Below are 26,555 nucleotides of genomic sequence, written 5' to 3' on the forward strand. Positions count from 1 at the left end.
GGGTGCGGCGCGGTGCAGTAGGTTTGTGCGCATGGGGCGAACGCTGCTGGTTACCAATGACTTCCCGCCGCGACCGGGTGGTATCCAGTCGTACCTGCACGCGTTGACGCTGCAGTTGCCCGCCGATGAGCTGGTGGTGTACGCGCCGCGGTGGCGGGGGGACAGTCATCGGAAATTCGATGCGCAGCAGCCGTTTCAGGTGGTGCGGCATCCCACGACCTTGATGCTGCCCACGCCGCTGGTGGTGCGGCGGGCGGCCAAGCTGATGCGTGACGAGCAGTGCGATCGGGTGTGGTTCGGGGCGGCCGCGCCGCTGGCGCTGATGTCGCCGCTGCTGCGGCGGGCGGGGGCCGAACGGATCATCGCGTCCACACACGGGCACGAGGTGGGCTGGTCGATGCTGCCCGCGGCGCGGCAGGCGCTGCGGGTGATCGGGGACCACACCGATGTGGTCACCTATGTCAGCAAGTACACGCGGCGGCGGTTCTCGGCGGCGTTCGGCGCCCAGGCCGCGCTCGAATATCTGCCGCCCGCAGTGGATTCCGAGGTGTTCAAGCCGGATCCGGCGGCGCGCGCCGAACTGCGCGCCCGGTACGGGCTGGGGGATCGGCCCACGATTCTGTGCCTGTCCCGCCTGGTCCCGCGCAAGGGGCAGGACATGCTGATCACGGCCATGCCGGAGATCAAGCGGCGGGTCGACGGCGCCGTGCTGGTCATCGCGGGCAGTGGCCCGTACGAGGAGAAGCTGCGGGTGTTCGCCGACGCCATGGGGCTGTCGGACGACGTGATCTTCACCGGGCGGGTGCCGTCCCAGGAACTCGCCGCCCACCACACCATCGCCGATGTCTTCGCCATGCCGTGCCGCACCCGCGGCTTCGGCCTGGACGTGGAGGGTCTCGGCATCGTCTTCCTGGAGGCCTCGGCCACCGGCGTGCCGGTGATCGCGGGCGATTCGGGCGGTGCGCCGGAAACCGTCCGCGAGGGCGAGACCGGCCGGGTGGTCGGCGGCAAGGATATTCAGGCCCTCACCGACGCCGTCGTCGACATCCTCTCCGACCGGGACGCCGCCGCGGCCATGGGCGCCGCGGGCCGCGATTGGGTTCGGCGGCAATGGCGTTGGGATCTCATGGGCGCCCGCCTGCGCGAGCTGCTGGACCCGAACCCCATGTTCGCGCAGCATCCGGGCCTGGACTGACGCGGCGATCCGGCGACGGCCGCTCGCTGCGAGAGCGCTACGGGTCGGAACGAGACCGGGGTCACTCGGGCCGTGGCCAGGCTGTGCGACACGGTCGCAATTTGGCACTGTTAGGCTCACGGTCGTGAGCAGTATCCAGGTTGCCGACCAGACATTCGTCGCCGCGCCGGGCTCGGCCGTGGGCGAGGTGCTGGCCGATCGTGCCCGCTGGCGTCAATGGTGGCCCGATCTGCAGCTCCAGGTGCGAGAAGACCGGGGCGACAAGGGAATTCGCTGGACGGTCACCGGTGCGCTGGACGGCACCATGGAGGTGTGGCTGGAATCCATGCTGGACGGCGTGATCCTGCACTACTTCCTGCACGCCGAGCCCGAGGGCGGGGCCGAGGGCCTGTCCATCCGTGATCTGATGGCCGCCAACCGGGTGCGCCGGGTCGCGGGGAAGAAGATGTCCTTCGAGATCAAGGCCCGGCTCGAGGCGGGCCGTCCGGCCGGCGTCGCGCCCGCGGCGCGCTGACGCCGGTACCACCGACCCTCCGGAAAGGAAGCGCTGCCTCCCATGGCCGATCGGACTCAGAGGTCGATCGTGATCGACGCCCCCTCGGATCGGGTGATGGCCGTCATCGCGGACCTGGAGTCGTATCCGGAATGGGTCGCCGCGGCCCGTTCGGTCGAGGTGCTCGACAAGTTCCCGGACGGCCGCGCCCGCACTGCCCGGTTCGTCCTGGATGCCGGTGTCGTCAAGGACAATTACACGCTGTCCTACACCTGGCGTCCCGACGGCAAGGCCGTCAGCTGGACCCTCGTCGCCGGTGACCTGCAGAAAGCCCAGGACGGCACCTACGAGCTCATCGCCCTGCCCGACGGCACCACCCAGGTGGTCTACGAACTCACCGTCGACCTGAACATCCCGATGATCGGCATGTTCAAACGGAAAGCCGAGAAGGTCATCACCGACACGGCCCTGAAGGAACTCAAGAAACGGGTCGAAGACTGACCGCGAGCGAGACCGAACGCCCGCCGCGCTCCACCACCCGGGTGGAGTTGTTCATCGGCAAGGGCGGTGTGGGGAAGACGACCCTGGCGTGCGCGACCGCCCTGGCCTACGCGCGCCACGGCCGACGGGTCCTGCTGGCGTCCCTCGATCAGGCCCATTCCCTCGGTGACGCACTCGGATTCAGATTCCAGCATGTGCCCGGAGTGTCGCCCGGCGTCGCGGCCGTGCAGCCCGGCCTCGACGTGATCGAAGTGGATTCCCTTGCGCTGCTGGAGGATCGCTTCCGCGGCGTGGTGGCGCTGGCCGCCGTCGGCGCGGGCCACGATCACGGATTCGACCTGGGCGCACTGGATCCCGCCGAACTCACCGGCCTGCCCGGCGTGCAGGAGATCCTCGCACTGCTCGAGATCACCGACTTCGCCGAGACCGGCAACTGGGATGTCGTGGTGCTGGACTGCCCGCCCTCGGCCGACATGCTGCGCATCATCACCGCCCCCGACATGCTGCTCGGCTACCTCGAACGCGTCTGGCCCGCACACAACCGCACCATGACCGCCATCGGCCTCGACCTGAAGAAGGCCCTGCTCGCGGCCACCGTGCAGGAGATCGCCACGGCCGTCACCAGCGCCCGCGACCTGATCGCCGACCGCACCCGCACCGGCGCGAAACTGGTGACCGCCCCCGAACGGGTCGCGGTCGCCGAATCGGCCCGGGTCCGCTCCGCCGCGGCCCTGCTCGGCCTGCGGCTGGACGCGGTCCTGGTGAACAAGGTGCTGCCGGAACTGCCCGCCGCCGGGCCGTTTTCCGGCGGCGCGGCCGGGTCGTACGGTCCACGCGTCTCGTATTCCGAGATGCTGGCGGCGGACGCCCGCGACAGGCGGCCCGCCGCGGCCGTCCCGCATCCCGCGGTGCAGTGGTATTTCAACCGGCGCGGCGAACAGCTCGACGTGGTGGCCGAATTGCGGCAGCGCATGGGTGGGGTGCGGGTCGCGGTGGTGAGTCATACCGGGGCGGAGCCGGTGGGGTTGAACTCGCTGTCGGCACTCTCGTACGGGATCGACGCGAGTGGTGACTGGGTGGGATCGGATGCGATCCCTATGCTTGGCACAGATGTGCTCGGCAGCGACACCGAGGGTGTGCTGTCCGCCGAGGGTGGGCCGGTGGTGCGGCTGGAATCGGAGGCGGGCGTGCATTCGGTGTTCGCGATGCGCATGCATCTACCCGTGGTCGATCCGTCGACCCTGCAGCTGGGACGAGTGGAGGACGATTTGATCGTGGGAGCGGACGGGGTGCGGCGCCGCTTGCGGCTGGCGCCGGTTCTACGGCGGTGCACGGTCGATGCCGCCGAACTCGACGGAGACCAGCTTGTCATCAGGTTCCGGCCCGACCCACAGGTTTGGCCGAAATGACCAGCACCCACGACCACGCGCGCACCCCGCACCCGGACCAGAACCTGGGTGAATTCGCCGAGGAACTGAAACTGCTCGCCGAAGCGGTGCTGGAGCGCGTCGAACCGGTGCTGCGCAAGACCGCCTCCGACGGGCGCGCGGAATGGGACAGCTGCAGCTGGTGCCCGGTCTGCGCCGCCGCGGCGGTGGTGCGCGGACAGCATCACGATGTGGTCGCCGCCATCGCCGAGCACGGCACCGCGATCGTGACCGTACTGCGTGAAGCCCTGGCCGGAGTGCCGGTCGAGCCGGTCATTCCGCCGGACCTGGATCCGGAGTCGGCCGACTACAACCCGCGCCACGACCACGAGGAGTACACCGGGCGTGCCGGTGATTCGGCCGGGCGCACGCACGACACTTCGGGCCGTGCCGGAGATTCGGCGGGATCAGATCCCGGTTCGGCTGCGCGAGATCAGGATTCGGGCTCCGATGCCGCGGGTGACGCCGATGAGACCTCGGGCCGGAGCCGCTTCGGTCGCGGACCCGGCACCGCCAAGCGGCCGACCGGTGAAAAGGCCGGGCGCGCAAGCGGTCAGGGCAGCGACAAGCAGTCCGCGCGGCCCGGTTATGTCCCCATCCACGTCACCATCAAGGCATGACGGGGGCATCGGACGTGCCGCTGACCGTGGGAATCGATGTGGGCGGCACCAATATTCGGGCCTCGGTGGTCGACGGCTCCGGTGAGGTGCTCGATACCGTGACCGCGCCGACGCCGCACTCGGCGCGGGCGCTCGAAGACGGGCTCGCCCGCGCGGTGCGGGAACTGTGCGGCAGGCATGCCATCGGCGCGGTGGGTCTGGCGGTGGCCGGATTCGTGGACGAGGACCGTGCCACAGTGCGTTTCGCACCGCATCTACCGTGGGAGGACGCGCCGGTGGCGCAGCGGCTCACCGATCGGCTCGGGCTGCCGGTGATTCTCGAACACGATGCGAACGCCGCCATGTGGGCCGAATACCGGTTCGGTGCGGCCGCGGGCGGGCGCAATGTGGTGCTGGTGGCGATCGGCACGGGGATAGGAGCCGCGCTGCTGGTGGGCGGGCAGCTGTATCGCGGAAGCTACGGTGTCGCACCGGAACTCGGTCATCTGCAGGTGGTGCCCAACGGCCGCGCCTGCGCCTGCGGCAAACGCGGCTGCTGGGAAAGGTATTGCAGCGGAACCGCTCTGGTGGACACCGCACTGGAGATGCTGGCCACCGATCCGCAGCGTTCCACCGTGCTGGCCCGTGAGGTGAAGCGGGAGCCGGGTGCGCTGACCGGTCGCCGGGTCGCGGGCGCGGCCCAGGACGGCGATCCGGTGGCCATCGACGTGATGGCCGATTTCGCGCGCTGGCTCGGTCTCGGCCTGGCCTTCGTCAGCGATATCTTCGACCCGGATCTGATCGTGGTCGCGGGTGGCGTGAGCACGTCCGCGCCGCTGTTCCTGGACGAGGCCCGCGAGCACTACGCCGCCTCCATCACCGGTGCGCGGCATCGCCGCCTCGCGCGGATTCGCACCGCGCAACTGGGTGAGGCCGCGGGCATGATCGGCGCCGCCGAACTCGCGCGCGCGGCGCTTCCGGGTTACGTCACCGTAGGTTCGCCCGCCGACGGTTACCGCACGTAAAACCTGTGATCGAACCCGCCACATTCCGGGGGGAGCGGTTGGTCACACACAGGTCTCAGCGGTAGAGTCGCCTACTGAGTGTGGTGCCCGCAACGAAGCCGGTCCCGGGTATCGAAACAGGGGAAAGGACGAGATGTTCTACTGGCTGCTGAAATTCGTCTTGGTGGGACCGTTCATCCACTTGTACAACAGGCCCAAATTCGAGGGCCTGGAGAACATCCCTGAAGACGGCGCAGCGATCCTGGCCGGCAATCACCTGTCGTTCACCGACTGGCTGTTCACCCCGCTGGCCAGCCCGCGCCGCATCACCTACCTGGCCAAGGCCGAGTACTTCACCACCCCGGGTCTGAAGGGCCGCCTGCAGAAGTTCTTCTTCGCGGGCACCGGCCAGTACCCGATCGACCGTTCCGGCGCGTCCGCCGCCGAAGCCGCCCTCAACACCGCGCGCAAGCTGCTGGAGGAGGGCCGTCTGGTGGGCCTGTACCCGGAGGGCACCCGCTCCCCGGACGGCCGCCTGTACAAGGGCAAGACCGGAGTGGCACGCCTCGCCCTGGAGACCGGTGTCCCGGTGATCCCGGTGGCTCTGATCGGTACCGACGAGGTGTGCCCGCCCGGCCCGTTCCGCTGGCGGCGCAAGAAGGTCACCGTGAAGTTCGGCGCCCCCATCGACTTCTCGCGTTACGAGGGCATGGGCGGCAACCGCTTCGTCGAGCGCGCCGTCACCGACGAGATCATGTACGAGCTCATGCGGATGGGCGATCAGGAGTACGTCGACGTGTACGCCGCGAGCCTGAAGAAGGGCGTGCCGTCCGGCTCGACGCCCGACGCCGACCGTATCCCGCAGACCATGGCGGGCTGAGGCTCACCCCTCGGCCGACGAAAGGGCCGCGATCCGGATTGGATCGCGGCCCTTTCGTCTGCGGCCGGTTTGCCTTGGGCGGCAGAGCTTCTCGAGGCCCAGCGACGGTCAGGACGCCTGTCGCCTGCGATGCGCCTCGATGGCCTCGAACTTGGCGAGGTTGTGCCGGGCGTCGGCCAGCGCGTCGTGCGCGTCCTTGGGCACCGGCGGCAGCGCGGGCTTGCCGTGCTGATCCCAGTGCTGGCGCAGCTCGTTGGTGTATCGGGGCAGCGCGTTGGGCAGATCCACCATCGATCCCCACAGCTGGCACAGCGCCACATGGTCGTAGGCGCTGACCCACGCCCAGAGTTCCGGTTCGACGCCCGGCCGCGGCACCAGGAACTTGTACAGATCGTCGCGGATCTTCTCCCGGCTCTTCCACAGCGGTGACGCGGGCGGCGGCAACTGCGGCAGCACGTAGCGCCGCACGAACGGCCCGGCCTTGCTCTCGTCGAATTCGGTCGAGATCGCGTAGTACTCGCGCCCGTCCTCACACACGACGGCGATGGACACGAGGTCGATGACGATACCGTCCTCGATGAATTCGCAATCGTAAAAGTATCTCAAAGAGCTCGGCCTTCTCCTCGGTCGCCGTCGTCTCCGACGCACAGTGGCTGGGATGATCCGGGCAGATCACCGGCTCTCTAGCCTAGGTTCCGTCGATTCGCGGGTACCCGGTGGGCGTAGGGCCTCGCACACGGTGTGAGCTTTTCCAGCCCTGGGGGTGGTTCGCGGGGCGAACGTGGTCCGTATTCTGAACGGGTGAACTGGACCGTCGACGTACCGATCGATCGCTTGCCGGAACTTCCTCCGTTGCCCGCCGAGCTGCGTCGGCGACTCGACGACGCGCTTGCTCGTCCCGCGCTGCAGCAGCCGTCCTGGGATCCCGAGCAGGCCGCCAATATGCGCACCGTGCTGGAGAGTGTTCCGCCCATCTGCGTGCCCGCCGAGGTGGAGGAGCTGAAGCTGCGCCTGGCCGAGGTGGCGCGCGGCGAGGCGTTCCTCATGCAGGGTGGCGACTGCGCCGAGACCTTTGCCGACAACACCGAACCGCATATCCGCGGCAATATCCGCACGCTGCTGCAGATGGCCGTGGTGCTGACCTATGGCGCGAGCCTGCCCGTGGTGAAGGTGGCGCGGATCGCCGGGCAGTACGCGAAACCGCGTTCGGCCGATACCGATTCGCTGGGGCTCAAGTCCTACCGCGGTGACATGGTGAACTCCCTCGCCGCGGATCCGGCGCTGCGCGAACATGATCCGTCCCGGCTGGTGCGCGCGTACGCGAACGCCTCGGCCGCCATGAACCTGGTGCGGGCGCTCACCAGCGCCGGCATGGCCGATCTGCACAAGGTGCACGACTGGAACCGCGAGTTCGTGGCGCAGTCCCCGGCGGGGGCCCGCTACGAGGCCATGGCCACCGAGATCGACCGGGCGCTGGCGTTCATGAACGCCTGCCGTGTGAACGATCCGAACCTGTCGAGCGCGCGGATCTACGCCTCGCACGAGGCGCTGGTGCTCGATTACGAGCGGGCCATGCTGCGGCTGAGCGAGCATCCGGTGTCGGGTGAGCCGGTGCTGTACGACCTGTCCGCGCACTTCCTGTGGATCGGTGAGCGCACCCGTCAGCTCGACGGCGCGCATATCGCGCTGGCCGAACTGCTGGCCAATCCGATCGGTTTGAAGATCGGCCCGTCCACCACCCCCGAGCAGGCCGTGGAGTATGTGGAGCGGCTCGATCCCAACAACGAGCCGGGCCGGCTGACGCTGGTGGCGCGCATGGGCAACGGCAAGGTGCGCGACGTGCTGCCCGCCATCATCGAGAAGGTGCAGGCCACCGGACATCAGGTGATCTGGCAGTGCGATCCGATGCACGGCAACACCCACGAGGCGTCCACCGGATACAAGACCCGCCACTTCGATCGCATCGTCGACGAGGTGCAGGGGTTCTTCGAGGTGCATCACGCGCTGGGCACGCATCCGGGCGGACTGCACATCGAGCTCACCGGCGAGAACGTCACCGAATGCCTCGGTGGCGCGCAGGACATCTCGGACGCCGACCTCGAGGGCCGCTACGAGACCGCGTGCGATCCGCGCCTGAACACCCAGCAGTCGCTGGAGCTGGCGTTCCTGGTCGCGGAGATGCTGCGCTGACGCGCGCCTGAATCAGGCTGCCGCACAGGCGAGACGGGCCCCGATCCGGGCGGATCGGGGCCCGTTGCCGTGCGTGGGCCGAGCGGCTAGGGCAGCGCGACCAGGGTGATGGTCGCGCCGGGTTCCACGGCGTTGCCCGCGTTCATGCTCTGCGACACCACGATCGAGTTGTCGTTCGAGAACAGCTGCTGCACAACGACCTTGAAGCCGAGCGCCTCCAATTCGGTGCGCGCCGAGGACACATTGTCGCCGCGCACATCCGGCATGTCGACGCCGCTGTTCACGATGAGCACCACGCCGTCACCGGAGTCCACGGTGGACCCGGACGCCGGATCGGTGCCGACGACCTGGCCGCCCTTCACCTTGGCGTCGTATTCGGAGCGAATGGATTTCACGTCCAGCCCGGCCGTCTGGAGGGCGGTCTTGGCCTCCTCCTCGGTCTTGCCGCGCACATCGGGAACCTTGACCGGCTGGGAGCCCTTGGAGCGGTACACCTTCACGCTCGCGCCGGCGGGGAGGATGGTGCCGGGGCTCGGATCGACCTTGGCGACAGTGCCTTTGGGAGCGGTGCTGCCCGTCTCCCCGGCATCCACCGGGGTCAGGCCCGCGTCCCGGATGGCCTGGTTGACGCTGCTCACGTCCTGCCCGGGGGTGATGTCCGGGACTTTCGGCTTACCGCTGGAGATGAGGATCGCGACGGTGGAACCCTTGGTGACCTTGGATCCGGCGGGCGGGTCGGTGCCGACCACATTGCCTTCCGGGATGACGTCGCTGGCCTTGAGTCTGGTCTCGGTGCCGAATCCCGCGTCCTGCAGGGCGGCGACGGCTCTGTCCTTGTCGAGGCCGGCGATGGACGGGACCGCCTCGTATCTGCCGACTCCGACCCACCAGCCCCCGATGCCGAGCAGCAGGGCCAGGGTGATCACGATGCCCAGCCAGATCGCCACCGTGCGACGGGATTTGCCGCGATCCTCGAGGAGCGGGTCGCGCGGCCGGTGCGGCGGGCCGGACTGGCCGGGATGCGATTGCCGCTGCGGCGGGCCGGGCGGGGCCTGGTCGTAATCCTGGCTGTAGTCCGGTGCCATTTCGCGGGCCGCGGTCATGACTCTGGTCTGGTAGTGCGGCGGCGCCTGCATGGTCGGCGGATCCGCGGCGGGGATCCTGGTGGTGAGATCGGTCGCGCCGGGCGGGGCGTGCCGCGCGGGCGGCGGGGTGCGGGGCGCCTGCGGTGACGGGGTGGGGCCGACCCGGTAGCGGGCGCTCAGATGCTCGGCCGAATCCTTGGGCGCGGGCACCCGGTAGTCGGGTAGCTGCAGGTCGTGGGCGATGCGCCGGAGTTCGTTCGCCATCTCGGTGGCGTCGGCGAAGCGGTGCGCGGGTTCGCGGGCGGTGGCGTGCGCGATCAGATCGTCGATCTCGGGCGGCACGCCGGCGATGAAGCGGCTTGGGCTCGGCACGTCCTTGTCCACCCGCTGCAGGGCGATGGAGATGGAGGTGTCGCCGGTGAACGGGGTCTTCCCGGTGAGCATCTCGAAGATGAGGATGCCCGCCGAGTACACGTCGCTGCGCGCGTCGGCATTGCCGCTGGTGACCTGTTCGGGGGAGAGGTAGGCGGCGGTGCCGAGGATGACGCTGGCGGAGGTGATGCCCGCCTCGGCGACGGCGCGCACCAGGCCGAAGTCGGCGATCTTCACTTCGCCGGAGTCGGAGATGAGGACGTTCTCCGGTTTGATGTCGCGGTGCACCAGGCCGTGCGCGTGCGCGACGCCGATGGCCTGCAGCACCGGTTCGGCGACGGCGCGGACGGCGTGCGGCGGCATGGGTCCGCGTTCGCGCAGCAGTTCGCGCAGGGTGCCGCCCTCGACCAATTCCATGATCAGGAAGGGGTGGTCGCCGTCCACGCCCTGGTCGTACACGGCGACCAGGGACGGATGCTTGAGTTTGGCGACCGCGCGGGCCTCGAGCTCGAACCGGGTGAGGAATTGCGGGTCGCCGGCGAATTTGGGATCCATGACCTTGATGGCGACCGGTCGGTCCAGCCGCTCGTCCACCCCCCGGAACACCATGGACATACCGCCACGCGCGATCGGCGCGTCGATGCGGTAGCGCCCCTCCAGCATCTCGCCGATCAACTGACTACAGCCCTTCCGATAGCTCTGCCGCCCGGTGCGGCTCACCCGATGGTAGTCGCGCCGGGGTGTGATGCGACGGGAGCGACCCGAGGGACTACCGTTATCGGCGTGAGTGCCATTCCATACAGCGAAGACGTCCTGCCGGATTCGGTGACCCTGATCCCGCTGCCCGACGTAGCCGAGCAGCTGGGCATGGTGGTCACGCGGGTACATCAGCTGCTGCGCGACCATCAGATCATCGCGGTGCGCCGGGACGGCGTGGTCGGCGTTCCCAAGGAGTTCTTCGACTCCGCGGGAGCCATCGCCAAACACCTCACCGGTCTGATCACCGTCATGCGCGACGGCAAGTACACCGACGAGGAAATCCTCCAGTGGGTCTACACCGAGGACGACACCCTCCCGGGCCGCCCCATCGACGCCCTGCACGGTCCGCTGGCCCGCGAGGTCATCCGCCGCGCGGCGGCGGATCCGTTCTGAGGTAGAACTCCACTCCGAGATCTCGTGCCCCGATGCCGACGCATCGGGGCACAGGGGTGAGAGGTCAAGGGGGAGTGCGGCTTTCGCGCCCGCTGTCGCCCGGCGGTTCGGTCAGTTTCCCCGGCGGAGCAGGGGGTGGGCTGCGGCGAATTCTCGGGCGGCGACGCGGAGGCGGCGGTGTTGCGGGACTACCGCGCGGCGGCTGAAGACCGCGTAGTCGGCGCGTTCGATTTCGTCGAGGATGCCGCGATAGAGGGTGGCGGCGGTGTGGATCGCCGGGCGTACGCGGGGGGTCAGCAGGTCGATTCCCGGTATGGCGACGCGGTAGATGCCGCGGTTCACCGCGATCAGGTGCGCGAGGGCCCTTCGCACGCGCTGGTCGGTTTCGCCGGTGCGGCGGCAGTGGTCCAGGAGGGCTGCGTCTACTCCGAAGGCCGCCAGTTCGTCGGCGGGGAGGTAGATGCGGCCGCGGTCGAGGTCTTCGGCGGTGTCGCGCAGGAAGTTGGTGAGCTGGAAGGCTTCGCCGAGGGCGGCGGCGGCCGGTTCGGCGTCCTCGACCGGGACCACGGTGCCCAGGACGGGCAGGAGCTGCAGGCCGATGGCGGCCGCCGAGCCGCGCATATAGGTGCGCAGCGCCGCCATGTCCGGGTAGCCGGTGCGGTATTGGGGGGTGCCGGGGATGTCCATGCGCATGGAGTCGAGGAACACCCAGAAGTGTTCGGGGGCAATGGCATAGCGGCGGATGGTGTCGGAGACGGCGAGCAGGACGCGGTCCCGGGGAGTGCGCGGGGTGCGCGCGGGAGCCTGGGCGAGGTGGCCGCGTAGCTCGTATTCGATCCGATCCAGCTGGGCCGCCGACTGTTCCGCGTGGGCGGGAGCGTCGGCGGCGTCCACGATGTCGTCGACCATGCGCGCGAAGGCGTACAGCGCGTGCACGGCCGGTCTTCGCTCGGGTTCCAGCAGCCGGGTGGCCAGGAAGTAGGTGCGCCCGTGGGCGGCCGCCACGCGGCGGCAGTCCCGATAGGCGTGGTCGAGCTGAATTGTCATGCGGTGCTGGATGTTCCGGTGGGCACCGGGGCGGCGGGCACGACCTCGTGCTGCCGGTGCAGGTGTTCGTTGCCGAGTTTCAACGGGTCCACGGTGCGCAGGGCCAGTGCCGCCACCACGGCGGCGAAGGTGGCCAGCGCGACATGGATGAAGTTGTACAGCCCGATCGACCCGTCCGGCTGGAACACCAGCATGAGCCAGGTGCACACGCCCACCAGCCACTGCAGTGTCGTGGTGGACAGCGCGAATCCGGCGGCCAGCGCCAGCGGCCACGAGTAGTACCAGGGCAGCGCGGCCGGCGACAGGATCACGATGGCGACGAAGGCGATGAGGATGCCGAACACGGCTTCCTTCTCGGTGTGCTTGAACCGCCACCACGCCCACACCAGCACGCCCACCAGTGCGATCGCGCAGATGGTGCGCGTCACGCCGAGCGCCGAGTCGAGTCCGAAGGGCGTCACCCAGGTGACCGCGTGCGCCATGACGGTCGGCAGCGACAGCCAGTTGATGATCTTCTTCGAACCGGAAAGCGCCGTGAGCCAGCCGAATCCGTCCCGGCCGAGGCCGGTCAGCGCGGTGGCCATCACGAAGACGAGCGCGAATACCGCGATACCGAGCCCCGCGATCTTGGCGAACATGGCCACCGGATGCGGCAGGTCGCCCTCACCGCGTGCGGCCCGCTTCTCGCGTTCGTGAATCATCCAGATCCACACCAGGAACGGCAGCGCCACACCGGCGGTCGCCTTCACCGCGACACCGATGGCGATCACCACGATGCCCGCCACATGGTGATGCTCGAGCACCAGCGCGATACCGGCGGCCATCAACCCGACCATCAGCATCTCGTTGTGCACGCCGCCGATCAGGTGGATCAGCACCAGCGGATTCAGCACCGCCAGCCACAGCGCGATGGTGGGCTTGCCGCCCAGATGTTTGGTGAGATGCGGGACCGCCCACATCATCAGCGCCAGCCCCGGCAGCATGACCAGCCGCAGCGCGATCGTCCCCGCCACCACGTTGTCGCCGGTGATCGAGGTGATCCCGCGCGCGATGAGCAGGAAGATCGGCCCGTACGGCGCGGTCGTGTTGGTCCAGACCGGGCTCACATTCTCCAGCAGCACACCGGGATTCACGACCGGCCCGACCGTGTACGGGTTGAAGCCGTCGCGCAGCAGCGCGCCCTGCGCCAGATACGAGTAGGCGTCGCGGCTGAACATGGGCACCGCGAACAGCAAGGGGAACAGCCAGATGCCGACGATGGCCCGCAGTTCGTTGAGCGTCACCTTCGCGCCCGGCACGGTGCCGATGGTGGCCCGCCCCAGGCGCACCCAGGCGGTGATCATGGCCAGGACGCCGATCCACACGAATACCGTCGACAGCGCGTAGCCGTGCCCGTAGCGCAGCCAGGACAGGTGTGCGGCCTCGAGCAGCGGATCGTATTTGCGGGTGCTGCCCGCGCCGAAACCGCCGAAGGTGATCATGATGGCGCCGAAGAATCCGAGAATCGCCGCATGGCCCTCGGGGGTGCGTACGAAGTCGGCGGAGCTACGCATCCAGCTGTGCTGGGTGGCGTAGGCGAGGTCGGCGTCGACGCGGGTGGCTGCTCTGAGCGCGCCCGGAGTGGCGGCGTCCGTATCGGGGGTCGGCATAGGCGGTCGTTTCCCCCCGGAAAGGTCGGCGGCGGTTGTCGCGTGGATCTGGACGCGCCACAGTCTAGTGCGTCCGCGGCAGTGCTACCGCCTCGGCGTGGGAGGTTACGGGCTCGGCATGTCGTAGATCACCTGTGATCCGCGCCGCCGCGAGTTTTCCGGACAGCAGCACGGTGGGTACGCCGACGCCGGGGACCGTGCCCGAACCCGCGAGAACCACATTGTCGCGGCCGCGCACCAGGTTCCGGGTGCGGAACGGGCCGGTCTGCCGGAACAGGTGGGCGGCCGAGAACGGGGTGCCCGCGAGCATGCCGCGGCGCTGCCAGGTGCGCGGGGTGTCCAGGTGGTCGATTCGGAAATGGCGTGAAATGCCTTGGTAGCCGCGCGATTCCAGGGTCTGCAGCAGTTCGCGCAGATAGGCGGGGCCGAGCCGGTCCCAGTCCAGCGGGGACGCATCGAGATTCGGGCAGGGGGCCAGCAGTGACAGCGGCTCGTAGCGGACGGTGTCGCGCAGGTGACCGGCCGCGTCGATGTGCTGTTCGGCGCGATCGATGTACTGCGTGGGATCGGTCAGCGCCGGGCGGGTCAGCAGCAGCGACGGGTCGCTCATCAGCGCGCCCCGGCCGCGACCGGCGGCGATCTCGGTGAACGTGCGATCCCACTCCCGCCCGAAGTCGATGGTGTGATGCGCCTGCACCGGCCACCGCGCGGCGACCTCGGCCGGGATGGTGCCGTGCGCCACCACCGCGGACGGCGAAGCCCGCAATCCGAGGCGTCGGCGCAGGCCGAAGCGGTCGAGCGAGCCGAGATCGGCGGTGAGCACGACGGCGTCGCAGGGCAGGGTGCGACCGTCGGAGGTACGGACCGCGGTGGCCCGCCTGCCTCGATAGTCGAGGCTGCTGACCTCGGTGTTCAGCTCGAGCGTGCCGCCCGCGGTGACGAGCGCCCGGCCCAGCGCCTCGGCGATGGCCCGCATCCCGCCCTCCGGATAGGTGACGCCCAGGCAGGTATCCATATACGGGATAGCCCCGTAGACACCCAGCGCCTGATTGGGCGACATTCCGGCGAACAGCGCCTGGAAGCTGAACAGCCGGGCCAGCTCCTCGTCGCGCATCAGCCGCCGCACCTTCGGCCCGAGCCGCCCGAACGCGCCCAGCCGCACCAGCTTCAGCAGGGCCGCGCGTTTTGCCGGGATGCGCACCATGTCCAGGGGCGAATCGAAGTTGGTGTCCATGAAATGCCCGAACTCGGCCTCGTACACGCCTCGCAGCCATCCGCGCAGTCGCCGATACCGCTGCGCCGCACCGGAATTCCGCACGCGCTCGATCTCGGCGGCCATCCGCTCCGGATCGGAGTAGACGCCGACCTCGGTGCCGTCCGCGAACCGCGCCCGATAGGCGGGAGCCATCTCCAGGATTCGCAGCCCGACCGACTCCCGGGTCTGCCCGACCGCCGCGAGCGCTTCGTCGATCAGCTCGGGCACGGTGAGAATCGTTGCCCCGGAATCGATTTCGTAATCTTCCCCGCGATACAGCCCAACGCGCCCGCCGGGGTGGTCGGCCCGCTCCAGTACGGTCACCTGCCGTCCGGCCCCCGCCAGATGCAGAGCAGCGGCCAGGCCGGACAGTCCCGCGCCCACGACGACGACCCGATCAGTCTGTCCCGCAACCGTTTTCATACCACCCACCACTTCCGGCAATCCTTCGCGCGACTGTGCCCGATCTGTGGCGCACCCGCTGCCCCGCGCCACACGCGCCGCTGCGGCCCGGGTGCCTCACCTCGGCACGGCCGCTTCCGGCCGCCGCATGTCCTGTGCCATTGTGGCGCGCCCCGGTCCCGGCCACGCGGGCGGGCCGGTTTCGGCCGCTCCGGTGCGTCCAGACCCGGCCCCTGCGCGCAGGTCCGGGCGCGGGCGTTCCGGTGGGTGTGGTCCCGCTGGAGCCGCCGCGTCAGTAGGCGCGGGCGGTGGCGGCCAGGGCCATGGCGCGCAGCTGGCGCTGGGCCTCGGTGGTGGCGGTGCTGGCGTCCAGGGCGGTGAGGGCGCGGTCGGTGAGGTCGGTGATGCGGTTCTCGACCGCGTCGACCGCGCCGAGATCGGTGATGAGGGTGCGCAATTCGGTGACCTGGTCGGGGGTGACGTCGGTGCCGAGGCTGCGGCGGATGAGGGCCGCCGCGGCGGGGGCGGTGGCGTCGGCGCGCTGCAGGGCCTCGGCGATGAGGACGGTGCGCTTGCCTTCGCGCAGGTCGTCGCCGGAGGGTTTGCCGGTGACGGCGGGGTCGCCGAAGACGCCGAGCAGGTCGTCGCGGAGCTGGAAGGCGATGCCGATGTCGGTGCCGAATTCGCGGTACGCCGCAACGAGATCCGCGTCGGCGCCGGCCAGTGCGGCGCCCATGTGCAGCGGGCGTTCGATGGTGTAGGCGGCGGTCTTGTAGCGGTTGATGCGCAGCGCGGCCTCGACCGTTTCGTCGCCCGCGGATTCGCCGTGGATGTCGAGGAGCTGCCCGCCGAGCACCTCGGTGCGCATGGCGGCCCACACCGGGGCGAAGCGGGCCTGTGCGGCGGGATCCAGTCCGGCTTCGCGGGTCATGTCGTCGGCCCAGGCCAGGGCCAGGTCGCCGATGAGGATGGCGACGCTGGTGCCGTGGTGGTCGGGGTCACCGGCCCAGCGCTGATCCCGGTGCCGCTCTTCGTATTCCACGTGCACGGTCGGGAATCCGCGCCGGGTGCGGGAGGAGTCGATGATGTCGTCGTGGATGAGCGCGCAGGCCTGCACGAGTTCCAGGGCCGAGCAGGCGGTGAGCACCGCGTCGGCTTCGGGGTCCTCGGGGTCGCGTCCGGCGCCGAGCCAGCCCGTCCAGGCGAAGGCGGGGCGGGTGCGTTTGCCGCCGCGCAGCACGAATTCCTCGAGGGCGCTGGCGGCGTCCACGAAGACCGGGCCCAGTGGTTCGACGAGTTCCCGCCGGGTCGCGAAGAATCGGTGCAGCCGTGCTTCGACGGCGGTGACGAGTGACCCCGCGCCGACCGGATGGCGGGTCGGGGTACCGGGTCCGGCGGACAGGGCATCCTCCTCGGGTGAGCTGGGCGGGGATTCAGGCACGACTGTACCGAGCGGGCGGTCCTGGCGAGGAGGCCGGTCGACGGGTTGTCCGGTTGGGGTTGTCCGGTCGGTAGCGGGAGTGCGGTGGTGCGGGGGTCGGTCCTGGTGTGCCTCGGATGGTCCGGGTTGCTGCACGATTCGACCGGGTCGGGCCGGGCGGGCGCGGCACAGCGTCTCACCTGGTGGGATGTGTTCGGCGGAGCGCCGGGTCCACGGTTCCGCGCAGCTCGCGACCCGTAAAATGGCCGGGTGAGTTTCGACAATGTACGGGGATATTCGACCCCTGGCCGAGTTTCCCGCACGCCGCACGTGTCCGGAACTCGCTCGATCGTGCAGCAGCTGGGTCCGCGACCGGACGGTTCGGTTCCGTTCTCGGTCGAGTTCAATCCGCCCCGTGACGCCGCCGGTGAGGCGCGGCTGTGGCGGGCGGCCCGCGAATTCGAGCGCCTGCACCCGGCCTTCGTGTCCATGACCTACGGGGCGGGCGGTTCCACCCGCGACCGCACCATCCGGGTCACCGGGCAGCTCGCCCGCGAAACCACCCTGCTGACGGTCGCGCACCTGACCGCCGTCGAGCACAGTGTGGCCGAACTGCGGTCCATCGTCGGCGCGTACGCGGACTCCGGCATCCGGAATCTGCTGGTGCTGCGCGGCGATCCGCCGGGGGATCCGCTGGGCGACTGGGTCAAGCATCCCGAGGGCGTCGAGTACGCCGAGGAACTCGTGCGCATGGTGCGTGATCTCGGTGACTTCCACGTGGGTGTGGCGTCGTTCCCGCAGGGGCATCCGCGCTCGGCCGACCTGGATACCGACACCCGGCACCTGGTGTCGAAACTGCGTGCGGGAGCGGAGTATTCGATCACCCAGATGTTCTTCGACCCCGAGCACTACCTGCGGCTGCGCGATCGCGCGCTGGCGGCGGATCCGGTGGAGGGCGCGAAGCCGATCATTCCCGAGCTCATGCCGATCACCTCGCTGCGCACCGTGCAGCGGGCCGTCGAGCTGTCCGGGCGGGAACTGCCGGTCGCGGTGATGGAGCGGTTGCAGCGGGCCGCGGGCGACGGTCCCGAGGAGGATCGCGCGGCCGTGCGCGCGGCCGGAATCGAGATCGCCACCGAGATGGCGCAGCGCCTGATCGCCGAGGGCGCGCCGTGCCTGCACTTCATCACCCTGAACTTCGCCAAGGCCACCGGCGAAGTCCTGGCGAACCTCGGCTACACCATGTCGGCGGCCCCGGCGCACGCCTGACCCGCACCCGGCATGCCGACTGAAATGTCGGGTTTTTCCTGGTCAGCGGAGTAGCGTGCGACCTCGACCGCGATGTTGAGGAGACACACCCATGGCCGTGCCGCAGACCCTCGTCCGTGTCGCAGGCGTGCTGGGCGCTTGCGCGCTGCTCACCGCAACCGGCGCGGGTCACGCCACCGCCGACCCGGCGACCGGTCCGAGCACGGTGGGCACCGCCGAGGTGGCCCCGGGCCTCGCCACCGAGGACGCGGCCGCCCTCTTCGCCGCGATCGCCGAAGCGACGGAAACGGCAGGCCCCTCGGACTGGTTCGCCGCCTACGGCGAAACCCTCAACGGCCTACAGGCTTTGGGCGTCCAGCCCTTCATGTACCCCACCGCCGCCCCCTTCTGCGTGGGCGGCACCGCCCTCGGCATCGCCCCGGCGGTGGCGGGCACCATTCCCGGCCCCTGGCCCCGCTACTCCGTCTCCATCCCCGGTCTGGACCTGACCGCGGTCAAGGCAGGCCAGACCATGTTCGCCTTCGTCCCCTACGGCATCAGCCCCGACGGCCCCGAAACCGCGGGCATGCAGGTGGTGTGGCTCAACCTCACCACCGGACGCGGCGGCGCCACCCCCATGGGCTCCCTCACCCAGGTGCTGCGCGGCATGATCCCCGCCCAGGTTCCCCTCGAACTCCGCCCGGTGGTCGAGCAGGCCGTCCAGGACTTCTTCACCGCCGCCCTGCCCCGGGGCGGCGTCCGCGCCGTCCCCGTCGACACCGGCTCCGGCACGGTCCTCGCCGCCATCTTCGGCTACGTCAACAACGACGGCCGCTCCTGCTTCTTCTTCCCGACGGTCGGCATCACCCCGGTGCCCTAGCGGACCGATGCTCCCAGCGTCGGATGGTCAAGCGCGGCAACGGTATCCGTGCCCAGGCGCGGTCGACCGCGGGCCGGTTCCGCCCCGCTCGCGCGGGCTGTGCCGGCTTCGCCCCGCCTCGGCGGTGGAGAACCGCTCAGCGATCGCTGGTGAGCGCCCGGCCTTTCCACGTCAGCCCGCCGTGGCGGTGGGCGCGGTGGGACATCGCCGAGAGCCGCAGATAGGCCGCCACCGCGAGGGGATGGGCAAGTGCGGCACGGATATCGGTGAGCCCCAGCTGTCCGCCGGTTTCCGTGGATCGGGCGAGGAGCCGGGTGGTGATCGCGGCCGCGTAGCCGAGCAGCCCTGTGCGCCTTGTCTTTCCACGGCCGAGCGCGGCCGCCAGCGGTGGAACCCAGTACGCGGTCGCCGCTAGACCGGCGACAGCGGCACTGCCCAGCACGCCACCGTAGGCAGACCACAGCCAGCGCGTGTAACCGTCCTCGAGTTCACCCGCGTTCCGGTACATCCGGGTGCGGGCGAGTGGTCCGGCTGCCACCAGGGTGGTGAGCGCGCCGGTGCGGCGCAGGGCTCGGGCTATGGCGAGGTCCTCGGTCACGTCGTTCGCGACCGCGGTGTGGCCGCCGAGCGCCTGGTAGGCGGCCGCGTCGAAGACCAGGAACTGTCCGCAGGCCACGGCCATGGAGGGGAAGGCCGTCCGATTCGCCAGTGGCACCGGCAGGGTGGCTGCCCATGACCAGCACAGCAGCGGCTGCACCAGACGTTCAGCCGCGGATTCCGCGAGTTGCAGCGGCCAGGGGCAGACCAAAGCCGCTCCGGTCCTGCGTAATTCGCTGACGGCCGAGGCCAGAGCGGTCGGCGCGATCCGGATGTCGGCGTCGAGGAAGATCAGCGTGCCGGCGGATGCGGGCACCGCGCCCGGCGCATTCGAGGGCTGGGGCTCACCCGGGGGGCGCGGTGCGAGGTGTCCGGTAGCGGTGGAGTCGAGCGCCGCGATCCCGTGCTGCGCGCTCGCGCGCACGGCTGTCTCGGCTGTGATGATTCTCGCGTGCCGAGCCAGTCGTGCGCAGGCGGCGGTTTTGCCGTTCCAGCCGGCCGGTGGCTCGATGTCGTTGCGCATCAGGGTGAATCGCCGGTCGGCGTCGATCGCCGCCGCGGCGGCCTGGTGGGTGCCGTCCGTGGAGGCGTCGTCGAGGATCAGGACGCGGAGGTTCGGGATGCCTTGCTGGGCACGGAGATCCGCGATCAGGGCGGGGAGTCGGGCTGCCTCGTCGCGAGCCGGGATGCAGACGGTGACGGGTTCGTCGATCGTGTGCTCGCCGGGCCGCAGTTGCCGGACGCCGAGCCGATTGGCCAGTGCCACAACGGTTCCGAGGCAGGCGAGGGTGGTCCCGGCCCGGACTGCCGTGTCGCGGGCGCGGGACGCGATCACAGCCGCTGGTCGCGGTCCGGGCGGATCCAGCGGGCGGCGCGGACGTAGGCGGGCGGATCGGGGTTGCGGGCCATATAGGCGAGGACGGCCACCACGGCGGCGACGGCGAGGGTGATGCCGCCGACGATGCCCGCCCAGCCCGCGAAGGAGCGGGTGTTCGGATCGGAGTAGCCGACTTCGGCGCGCAGGTTGCTCACCTCGCCGGCGGGGAGCTTCCAGGTGACGACGGAATCGCCTTCGCGGGTGCCGTTGGTGGTGGCGACGCGGGCGGGGAAGGCGACGGTGAACTGGACGTCGGAGCCGTGCGGGGGCAGGGATTTCAGGTCGACGCGGCCGATCAGGGTGACCAGGTCGCCGACGCGGTTGAACTGCAGGTTGAACATGCCCTGGGTCTGGTCGGACAGGGCGCCCAGCTGCTGCACCTCACCGAAGGTGAGATCGTCGAAGTACACCTGGCTGCCGACGTAGCCGTCCTGGGAGTAGGAGTCGACGCGCACCTTGGTGGACAGGCCGTCGGGCGCCTTCAGCTGCGGGCCCTTGTCCTGATCGTTCTGCGGCACGGCGGCCGCGACGATACGCCCGGAGACGCGGTCGTTGGACGAGACGCCCATCGACGCCTGCACGCGCAGGCACCCGGTCACCAGTGGCAATACCAACAGCGCCAACAACACTCCGGCCCACACCCGTATCCGCCGGCGCCGCCGCCCCGGCACGGATTCGAGCTTTTCCTCTACTGCGGAGATGATCGGACTCGGCTGCACGGCTCACATCGTGCCATGGCCCCCCGGCCCCAGCGTGATTCGACGGGCCAGAAGCCCGCGCACCAGCGGAATTCCCAGCACCCCGAGCCCGGCGAACCCGTACACCGCCGACACCGGCAACCCCAGGAACACCGCGTGCGCCAGCGTCGACCCCAGCCACGTCCACAGGAAGACGCTCACCGGAACCACGAGGGCCGCTCGATTGTCCGGCGCGGTCCGATCCCACAGTTCCAGCAGTCCCGCCATCACGAAGGCGACCCCGAGCCAGCCCAGATAGTTCGTCACCGGAATCTCCGGCAGCCCTGGCAACCCGGCAACCGGCGAGCACCACGTCCACTGCCCGTCCGCCACCATCTGCGGATCCAGGAACAGATCCCACCCGACCGCCCCGACGGCGGTGAGTGAAATCCGCAGCACCGCACGGGAACTCGGCACCGCCGCGGCGGGCCGCGTCCTGCCCGGCGCCGTGGTCGCCGCCCCCGTCGCCGTGGCGCGGGCGGCCGTTACGCGGGCGCTCAGTAGTCCCGCCACCACCCACACCGGATACACCCCGCCGGTCCACGCCAGCGGCACCACCACCGGCACCCCGGCGATCTCCGGCCCGATCCGCCCACTCGCGTACTCGTAGCATCCGAACGGAAACCCGGTCGCGATGCCCGCGATCTCAGCGAGCAGCCCAGCCCCTGAAACGATCATCACAAGCCCGGCCGCCCAGCGCACCCCTCGCGTCAACGCGGCGTGTATCAGCGCCGCCCCGGCCGAGAGCAATACAACGGCAATCGTGACGTGATCGCGTGCCGCCCCGTGTGTGAGTGGATAGGAGATCTGCACGAGGACGAGCAGCACCGCCGGAATCGCGGCGACCTGAACGCGATTCACCGGCTGTCTCCGATGGTGCTGGGGGCTGAGCGCGCGGGCTTCTGCGCGCGGAGCGCCGGTCGACGTGGCGGCACGCCGTATTTCACACGGCCGTACCGCGTTTCCCGTTCGAGCCGCGGCAGGGCCGACGTCACAGACCTGCTGGAGGGGCGGCTCCCGGATCGAAACGGTTCGTGGCTCAACGGCGCAGGAAGGGTAGGCGGCCGCGCAGGTCGCGGTGGACGAGTCCGGCGACGCTTCGCCCACTGGCGCCCGATACGCCGCCGCCGGGGTGGGTGGAGGCTCCGGTGAGGTAGAGGCCGGGCGCGCCGGGCACGCGCTGGCCCGCCAGTTCGGGGAGTGGCCGCCACATGAACATCTGGTCGAGGGACATCTCGACGTGCATGACATTGCCGCCGAGCAGGCCCATCTCGCGTTCCAGGTCGGCCGGGGTCTGTACGTGCCGGTGCAGCACCGTGTCGGCGAAACCCGGTGCGTGCCTGTCGACTTCGCCGATGATGCGGTCGGCTTCACGGTGGGCGTGTGCGGACCACCGGGTGCCGTCGGCCAGTTCGTAGGGGTGCCACTGGGACCACAGGGAGAGTTGGTGCTCGCCGGCGGGGGCGATGCTCGGGTCCAGGGCGGTGAAGCTCATGGCCAGGACGACCGGGCGTGGCGGGAGGTCGCCCGCGAGAGCGGCCCCGTGGGCGCGGCGCAGGTCGCGGCGGTCGCCGACCAGGAGTTGCAGGCCGTGGGCGGAGTCGGTCGTGGGTGCGCCGGGGTAGGCGGGCAGGGCGCTGGTGGCCACGCGGACGACCATGCCGATGCCGGGGCCTACGCGGATGCGCCTGCGCCAGTCGGCGAGGGTGCCGGTATCGAATCCGCCCTGTTCCAACAGGTTCAGGGTGGTGAGGATGTGGCTGCCCGCGATGACGGTGTCCGCGTGCAGGTTTCGGCCGTTCGCTGTTCGAACCTGCCAGCCGGAGCCGGTTTTGCGCAGCGCGGTCACCGCGTCGCCGGGCGTCACAGTGCCGCCATCGGAGCGCAATCGCGCCACCAGGGCCGCGGACAACGCTCCGCTACCGCCGACGGCGCGACCGGGCGGCAGCGTGTGCATGAGGGCGGCGAAGCCGACCATGGGTGCGGAGCCGGGTTCGGACATGGGTGGCCCGGACTGCGCGCCGAACCAGGCGAGGGCCGCTTTCAGGCGTTCGTCGTCGAAGTAGCTGTCCAGCAGGGCGTCTCCGGTCTGCAGGAACTCGCGGGACAGGGCGCTGCCGCCCTGCTTCGCGTCCAGCCCCCAGAACGACTTCAGGAGTTTGCCGGGTGTCGGCGGGCTGGAGAACGAGCGCATGACCCGGGCCGACCGCGGCCCCCATACCGTGACGAAACGCTTGTAGGCCGCGGCATCTCGAGCGCCGCACGCGACTTCTATGGAAGCGCAGGTCTTTTCGACGTCGCGGTGGAAGACGATAGGGGGCAGCCCGGAGTCCGGCGGGGCGGGTGCGAAAGCCCATGGGTCGCAATCGATGTAGCGCAGACCGTAGTTCTCCAGCCGGAGTTCTTCGATGATGCCGGTGTGCCGGATCATGATGTGCGCGGAGGATCCGCGATCCACCTGATGTCCGGGGAATCGCTCGACGGTGGACACCGCTCCGCCCAGCACCGTATCCCGTTCCAGCACTTCGACGTCGTATCCGTCGCGGGCCAGATAGCAGGCGGCGACCAGGGCGTTGTGCCCGGAGCCGACGACGATCACCTTCTGTGTGCCCGTGGCTCGTCCACTCGCGGTGCTCTTGGTTCGCTCACTCACAGGGGCAGCCGCCGCCCGAGCACCGCGAACTGGCGGGTGTCGCCGGAGAAGATGAAGTGCCGCACGACGTCTCCGAAGCCCTGCCGGCGGTACAGCTTCCAGGCCCGGTTGGCCTCGTGGTCGACCTCGGGGGTGGACAGCAGCACGCTACGTTCCGGTCGGTTCTGTAATAGGCGGGTGAGCAGGATCTCCCCGATGCCGCGGCCCTGCGCGCTCGGGTGCACGTGCAGTTCGGTGAGCTCGAAATAGTCGGCGAGCAGATCACGCGCCGCGTGCTCGGGCCAGCCGGTGCGGCGCATACCGCTGTACACCTGCTGATGCCACCACTGGTGCGGCGCACCGTGATACCCGTACGCGATGGCCACGATGGGCGCGGTGCGCAGGTCGAGCCGCCCGTTGTCGTCGGGCAGCAGCGCGGCCACCGCCTGCCAGCCGGGCCGGGTGGTGTGCTCGGTCCACATCGGCGCCCGTTGGTGTTCGGTGCCGCGGGGATAGTCCATGGCCGCGACGTATACCGCGAGGGCGTCGGCCAGCCGGGCGCGCATGGTCGCGGCCGAGAGGTCGACGACGACGGGTGCGGGCGTGGTGTTGGGGGTGACGGCGGTCATCGGGCAGGCGCAGCTCTCGTTCGCGCGACGGGACGGGTGGATCCGACGGTAGTCCCATTGCGGCTGCGGGAACTTGTCGGTGGGTCTCTCTATATTCAAACCCACGTGAATCCTTCGAATACCTGTTCGATCTTCATTGGTGGTGCTTCACTGCTCGAGAAGTATGGAAGTGCCTGGTGAATCGGGGGTATGCGAGTGGGGAGGTACCCGATGACCGGTAAAACTGAACGTCCGGGCCATCCCGGACGGGCCGGTGAACTACTACGGCGCGCCGATGGTCTGCTCATGCAGTCGGCGGGGGAGAAGGACCCGGCCGAACGCTTCCGCACGGCCTACCTCGCCGCCCTGCGCGGCGCGGGCGCGGTGCTGGCGCTCACCGGCGCGGATCGCGCGCCCCGGGCGCGTTCCCGCAATGCCTGGGTGCTGATGCAGCGGGCCGCACCGGAATTCGTCATGTGGGCCGACTACTTCAGCGCGCAGTCCGAGACGCGCGCGGCGCTCGAGGCCGGATTGCCGCGTCCGGTCGATGATCAGCGCGCCGACGAGTTCGCTTCGCGGGTAGGAGCATTCCTGCATGACGTGGAGGATCTGCTGGCCGCGGCGGTTCGGCAACGCCCCAGCACAGGGTGGGTTGCTGGAATGCTGGCTTGAGTATCGGCGAGTAGGTGGTAGCGCACAGATCGAACTCGTATTATTGGTGGCAGACAGCCGCCAACGTCGGCTATCTGTCGCCGACCCGGAGGCGACCGCCACTACCTAGTGCCGGGGGAGGTACCGTGCCACTCTCCGAGCACGAGCAGCGCATGCTCGAACAGATCGAGAGCGCGCTCTATGCTGAGGATCCGAAGTTCGCCTCGACTGTTCGGGGTGGACGGTTACGTTCTGCCACCGGCCGGCGCAGACTTCAGGCGGCGGCTTTGTTCGTCCTCGGTCTGTTCCTATTGGTGGCAGGCATTGCCGCACCGGTGAAACCGGGCGGGTTCCCGATCATCAGCTTGATCGGATTCGTCGTCATGTTCGGCGCGGGCGTGCTGTTGCTGATGGGTGGCCCCGGTATGGGGTCGCAGTCCAAGGGCGGCAGCGAGGCCCATCCATCCCAGGGCGGCAGTCCTGGCCAGAGCCGAGGTAAGCAGCGCAAGCCCGGCGGTTTCTCCTCCCGTATGGAGGATCGTTTCCGTCGCCGCTTCGAAGAGGGGCCCTGATCCCAGGACCCGCGTCGCCGGCTTCCGGTGACGCACGACGGCCGATCATGGTCGGCTGATTGCACATACAGCGACACGCCGTGACGCCACACCGATTTCAGGTGTGGCGTCACGGCGTTTCTGCTTGGTCTTCGTACGGCGTGTCGCGATCTCCGGACGTTCCCCACCTTCCCCCACGGGATTCCCCCACCGCGCCCCACTCGCGCCGGAAATGGGCGCTATCTGCGGGTTTGCTGATTGTTGTCGGGTCCCCGGTGGCGCGCGTCGCGCGTGTCGGCGAACTGCGGGGAAAGTTCCCCCACCCCGTGATAGCTGGTGTGACCTGCAAAGTTCGCCAAGCGGGGACCGAGATCACCGCCGCTTTCGATTGAAAGTGGGGGAAAGTGGGGTAATGTGGAGCGCGCACTACAGGAGGCCGACAGTCGAGAGGGTGATCCGGTAGGAGGTGTCGGGAGCGTTGTTTCTCGGGACCTATACCCCTCGGCTCGACGACAAAGGGCGACTCACGTTGCCTGCGAAGTTCCGGGACGAGCTGGCGGGAGGGTTGATGGTCACGAAAGGTCAGGACCACAGCCTTGCCGTGTACCCCAAGGACGAGTTCACCGCGTTAGCGCGGCGAGCCGCGGCCGCGTCACGGAGCAACCCGCAGGCCCGCGCATTCGTCCGGGCGCTCGCGGCTTCCACCGATGAACAGCGTCCGGACGCACAGGGCCGGATCGTTCTGTCGGCCGAACACCGCCGCTACGCCAACCTCACCAAGGATTGCGTAGTGATCGGCTCGGTCGACTTTCTCGAGATTTGGGACAAGACGGCGTGGGATTCGTACCTCGCCGAGCACGAGGAGGATTACTCGCAGGCCAGAGACGAGTCGCTGGGCGGGATCTTCTAGCCGCCCCGAGCGAGGCGAGTGCCCTGCGGCCTCTGCCCGACGCGGACCCTGACGTACTTCCCCAACGCCAGGTGCCGTGCTTCGGTCAGAGACCCTGGGGCATTGGCCCACCGACACTGACGGTTTCGATGATGAAGCGCCGCAGTGAAAGTCCGAATCGCAAGCGACCCATCTGTGGCCGTGCGAACGAATG

General features: G+C 69.6%; 25 protein-coding genes. 14 read left to right on the forward strand and 11 right to left on the reverse strand.

Annotated elements, in window-relative coordinates:
• Positions 1-31 precede the first annotated feature (31 nt).
• The 7 genes from JK358_RS25525 (at position 32) to JK358_RS25555 (ending at position 6,099) form a co-directional block, all read left to right on the forward strand.
• Positions 32-1,195, forward strand: coding sequence for a glycosyltransferase family 4 protein (locus JK358_RS25525; RefSeq protein WP_201951712.1), 1,164 nt, complete (start codon positions 32-34; stop codon positions 1,193-1,195).
• Positions 1,196-1,319: 124 nt separating this feature from the next.
• Positions 1,320-1,709 carry an SRPBCC family protein gene (locus JK358_RS25530; protein WP_201951715.1) on the forward strand — a complete coding sequence of 130 codons (390 nt, stop codon included), beginning with the start codon at positions 1,320-1,322 and terminating at the stop codon, positions 1,707-1,709.
• 42 nt (positions 1,710-1,751) lie between these two features.
• Positions 1,752-2,189: an SRPBCC family protein gene (locus JK358_RS25535; protein WP_201951718.1), complete on the forward strand. Its 438-nt coding sequence runs from the start codon at positions 1,752-1,754 to the stop codon at positions 2,187-2,189.
• A gap of 41 nt (positions 2,190-2,230) precedes the next feature.
• A complete protein-coding gene (locus JK358_RS25540) occupies positions 2,231-3,598 on the forward strand; it encodes an ArsA family ATPase (RefSeq protein ID WP_307817736.1) in 1,368 nt (455 codons plus the stop codon).
• Positions 3,595-4,236, forward strand: a complete 642-nt coding sequence (locus tag JK358_RS25545; protein ID WP_201951720.1) for a hypothetical protein — start codon at positions 3,595-3,597, stop codon at positions 4,234-4,236. Before JK358_RS25540 ends, JK358_RS25545 begins: the two co-directional genes overlap by 4 nt.
• Positions 4,233-5,240: an ROK family glucokinase gene (locus JK358_RS25550; protein ID WP_201951732.1), complete on the forward strand. Its 1,008-nt coding sequence runs from the start codon at positions 4,233-4,235 to the stop codon at positions 5,238-5,240. Before JK358_RS25545 ends, JK358_RS25550 begins: the two co-directional genes overlap by 4 nt.
• A gap of 133 nt (positions 5,241-5,373) precedes the next feature.
• Complete coding sequence (locus JK358_RS25555; RefSeq protein WP_201951735.1) at positions 5,374-6,099, forward strand: lysophospholipid acyltransferase family protein; 726 nt, start codon at positions 5,374-5,376, stop codon at positions 6,097-6,099.
• A gap of 108 nt (positions 6,100-6,207) precedes the next feature.
• Here JK358_RS25555 and JK358_RS25560 read toward each other — a convergent pair whose 3' ends face one another.
• Positions 6,208-6,705 (reverse strand): polyadenylate-specific 3'-exoribonuclease AS, encoded by a 498-nt coding sequence (locus JK358_RS25560; RefSeq protein WP_201951745.1) that lies wholly within the window; start codon positions 6,703-6,705, stop codon positions 6,208-6,210.
• A gap of 195 nt (positions 6,706-6,900) precedes the next feature.
• Between JK358_RS25560 and JK358_RS25565 the strand changes: the two genes are divergently transcribed.
• Positions 6,901-8,289 (forward strand): class II 3-deoxy-7-phosphoheptulonate synthase, encoded by a 1,389-nt coding sequence (locus JK358_RS25565; RefSeq protein WP_201951748.1) that lies wholly within the window; start codon positions 6,901-6,903, stop codon positions 8,287-8,289.
• 86 nt (positions 8,290-8,375) lie between these two features.
• Here JK358_RS25565 and pknB read toward each other — a convergent pair whose 3' ends face one another.
• Positions 8,376-10,409 (reverse strand): Stk1 family PASTA domain-containing Ser/Thr kinase, encoded by a 2,034-nt coding sequence (gene pknB / locus JK358_RS25570; protein ID WP_201952568.1) that lies wholly within the window; start codon positions 10,407-10,409, stop codon positions 8,376-8,378.
• A 120-nt stretch (positions 10,410-10,529) separates the two neighbouring features.
• On the opposite strand from pknB, the gene JK358_RS25575 reads away from it, so the two are divergent.
• Positions 10,530-10,898, forward strand: coding sequence for an Rv2175c family DNA-binding protein (locus JK358_RS25575; RefSeq protein WP_201951751.1), 369 nt, complete (start codon positions 10,530-10,532; stop codon positions 10,896-10,898).
• A gap of 111 nt (positions 10,899-11,009) precedes the next feature.
• Here the strand turns inward: JK358_RS25575 and JK358_RS25580 are convergent, their stop codons facing one another.
• The 4 genes from JK358_RS25580 to JK358_RS25595 form a co-directional block, all read right to left on the reverse strand.
• Entirely contained in the window at positions 11,010-11,945 is a 936-nt protein-coding gene (locus tag JK358_RS25580; RefSeq protein WP_201951753.1) for a phytoene/squalene synthase family protein, read from the reverse strand.
• Positions 11,942-13,498, reverse strand: a complete 1,557-nt coding sequence (locus JK358_RS25585) for an alpha-(1->6)-mannopyranosyltransferase A (protein WP_232851933.1) — start codon at positions 13,496-13,498, stop codon at positions 11,942-11,944. The genes JK358_RS25580 and JK358_RS25585 overlap by 4 nt, the downstream gene beginning before the upstream one ends.
• Before the next feature lie 160 nt (positions 13,499-13,658).
• Positions 13,659-15,272, reverse strand: a complete 1,614-nt coding sequence (gene crtI, locus JK358_RS25590; protein ID WP_201951758.1) for a phytoene desaturase family protein — start codon at positions 15,270-15,272, stop codon at positions 13,659-13,661.
• 271 nt (positions 15,273-15,543) lie between these two features.
• Positions 15,544-16,692 carry a polyprenyl synthetase family protein gene (locus tag JK358_RS25595; protein ID WP_372440724.1) on the reverse strand — a complete coding sequence of 383 codons (1,149 nt, stop codon included), beginning with the start codon at positions 16,690-16,692 and terminating at the stop codon, positions 15,544-15,546.
• A gap of 249 nt (positions 16,693-16,941) precedes the next feature.
• Between JK358_RS25595 and JK358_RS25600 the strand changes: the two genes are divergently transcribed.
• Both JK358_RS25600 and JK358_RS25605 read left to right on the forward strand, forming a co-directional pair.
• Positions 16,942-17,940: a methylenetetrahydrofolate reductase gene (locus JK358_RS25600; protein WP_201951760.1), complete on the forward strand. Its 999-nt coding sequence runs from the start codon at positions 16,942-16,944 to the stop codon at positions 17,938-17,940.
• Between the two features lie 91 nt (positions 17,941-18,031).
• The gene (locus JK358_RS25605; RefSeq protein ID WP_201951762.1) at positions 18,032-18,799 is read left to right on the forward strand and encodes a hypothetical protein; all 768 of its coding nucleotides are present in this window, start codon (positions 18,032-18,034) and stop codon (positions 18,797-18,799) included.
• A gap of 136 nt (positions 18,800-18,935) precedes the next feature.
• Here the strand turns inward: JK358_RS25605 and JK358_RS25610 are convergent, their stop codons facing one another.
• The 5 genes from JK358_RS25610 to JK358_RS25630 form a co-directional block, all read right to left on the reverse strand.
• Positions 18,936-20,162, reverse strand: a complete 1,227-nt coding sequence (locus JK358_RS25610) for a glycosyltransferase family 2 protein (protein ID WP_201952573.1) — start codon at positions 20,160-20,162, stop codon at positions 18,936-18,938.
• 65 nt (positions 20,163-20,227) lie between these two features.
• Complete coding sequence (locus JK358_RS25615) at positions 20,228-20,974, reverse strand: LppM family (lipo)protein (protein WP_443677910.1); 747 nt, start codon at positions 20,972-20,974, stop codon at positions 20,228-20,230.
• A 21-nt stretch (positions 20,975-20,995) separates the two neighbouring features.
• Positions 20,996-21,871: a carotenoid biosynthesis protein gene (locus tag JK358_RS25620; protein ID WP_201951765.1), complete on the reverse strand. Its 876-nt coding sequence runs from the start codon at positions 21,869-21,871 to the stop codon at positions 20,996-20,998.
• Positions 21,872-22,049: 178 nt separating this feature from the next.
• Positions 22,050-23,663 (reverse strand): phytoene desaturase family protein, encoded by a 1,614-nt coding sequence (locus JK358_RS25625; protein WP_307817737.1) that lies wholly within the window; start codon positions 23,661-23,663, stop codon positions 22,050-22,052.
• On the reverse strand, positions 23,660-24,271 hold the full coding sequence (locus tag JK358_RS25630) for a GNAT family N-acetyltransferase (RefSeq protein ID WP_201952581.1): 612 nt from the start codon (positions 24,269-24,271) through the stop codon (positions 23,660-23,662). The genes JK358_RS25625 and JK358_RS25630 overlap by 4 nt, the downstream gene beginning before the upstream one ends.
• A gap of 210 nt (positions 24,272-24,481) precedes the next feature.
• Here JK358_RS25630 and JK358_RS25635 point away from each other — a divergent pair, with 210 nt between their 5' ends.
• The 3 genes from JK358_RS25635 to mraZ all read left to right on the forward strand — a co-directional run bounded on the left by JK358_RS25635 (position 24,482) and on the right by mraZ (position 26,362).
• Positions 24,482-24,922 (forward strand): SAV_6107 family HEPN domain-containing protein, encoded by a 441-nt coding sequence (locus tag JK358_RS25635; RefSeq protein ID WP_232851901.1) that lies wholly within the window; start codon positions 24,482-24,484, stop codon positions 24,920-24,922.
• 125 nt (positions 24,923-25,047) lie between these two features.
• Positions 25,048-25,473 (forward strand): SCO2097 family morphological protein, encoded by a 426-nt coding sequence (locus tag JK358_RS25640; RefSeq protein WP_201951768.1) that lies wholly within the window; start codon positions 25,048-25,050, stop codon positions 25,471-25,473.
• Between the two features lie 457 nt (positions 25,474-25,930).
• Positions 25,931-26,362: a division/cell wall cluster transcriptional repressor MraZ gene (mraZ, locus tag JK358_RS25645; RefSeq protein WP_201951771.1), complete on the forward strand. Its 432-nt coding sequence runs from the start codon at positions 25,931-25,933 to the stop codon at positions 26,360-26,362.
• The last annotated feature ends 193 nt before the right edge of the window (positions 26,363-26,555 follow it).

It is taken from the genome of Nocardia acididurans (assembly GCF_016741815.1).
Classification (GTDB): domain Bacteria; phylum Actinomycetota; class Actinomycetes; order Mycobacteriales; family Mycobacteriaceae; genus Nocardia; species Nocardia acididurans.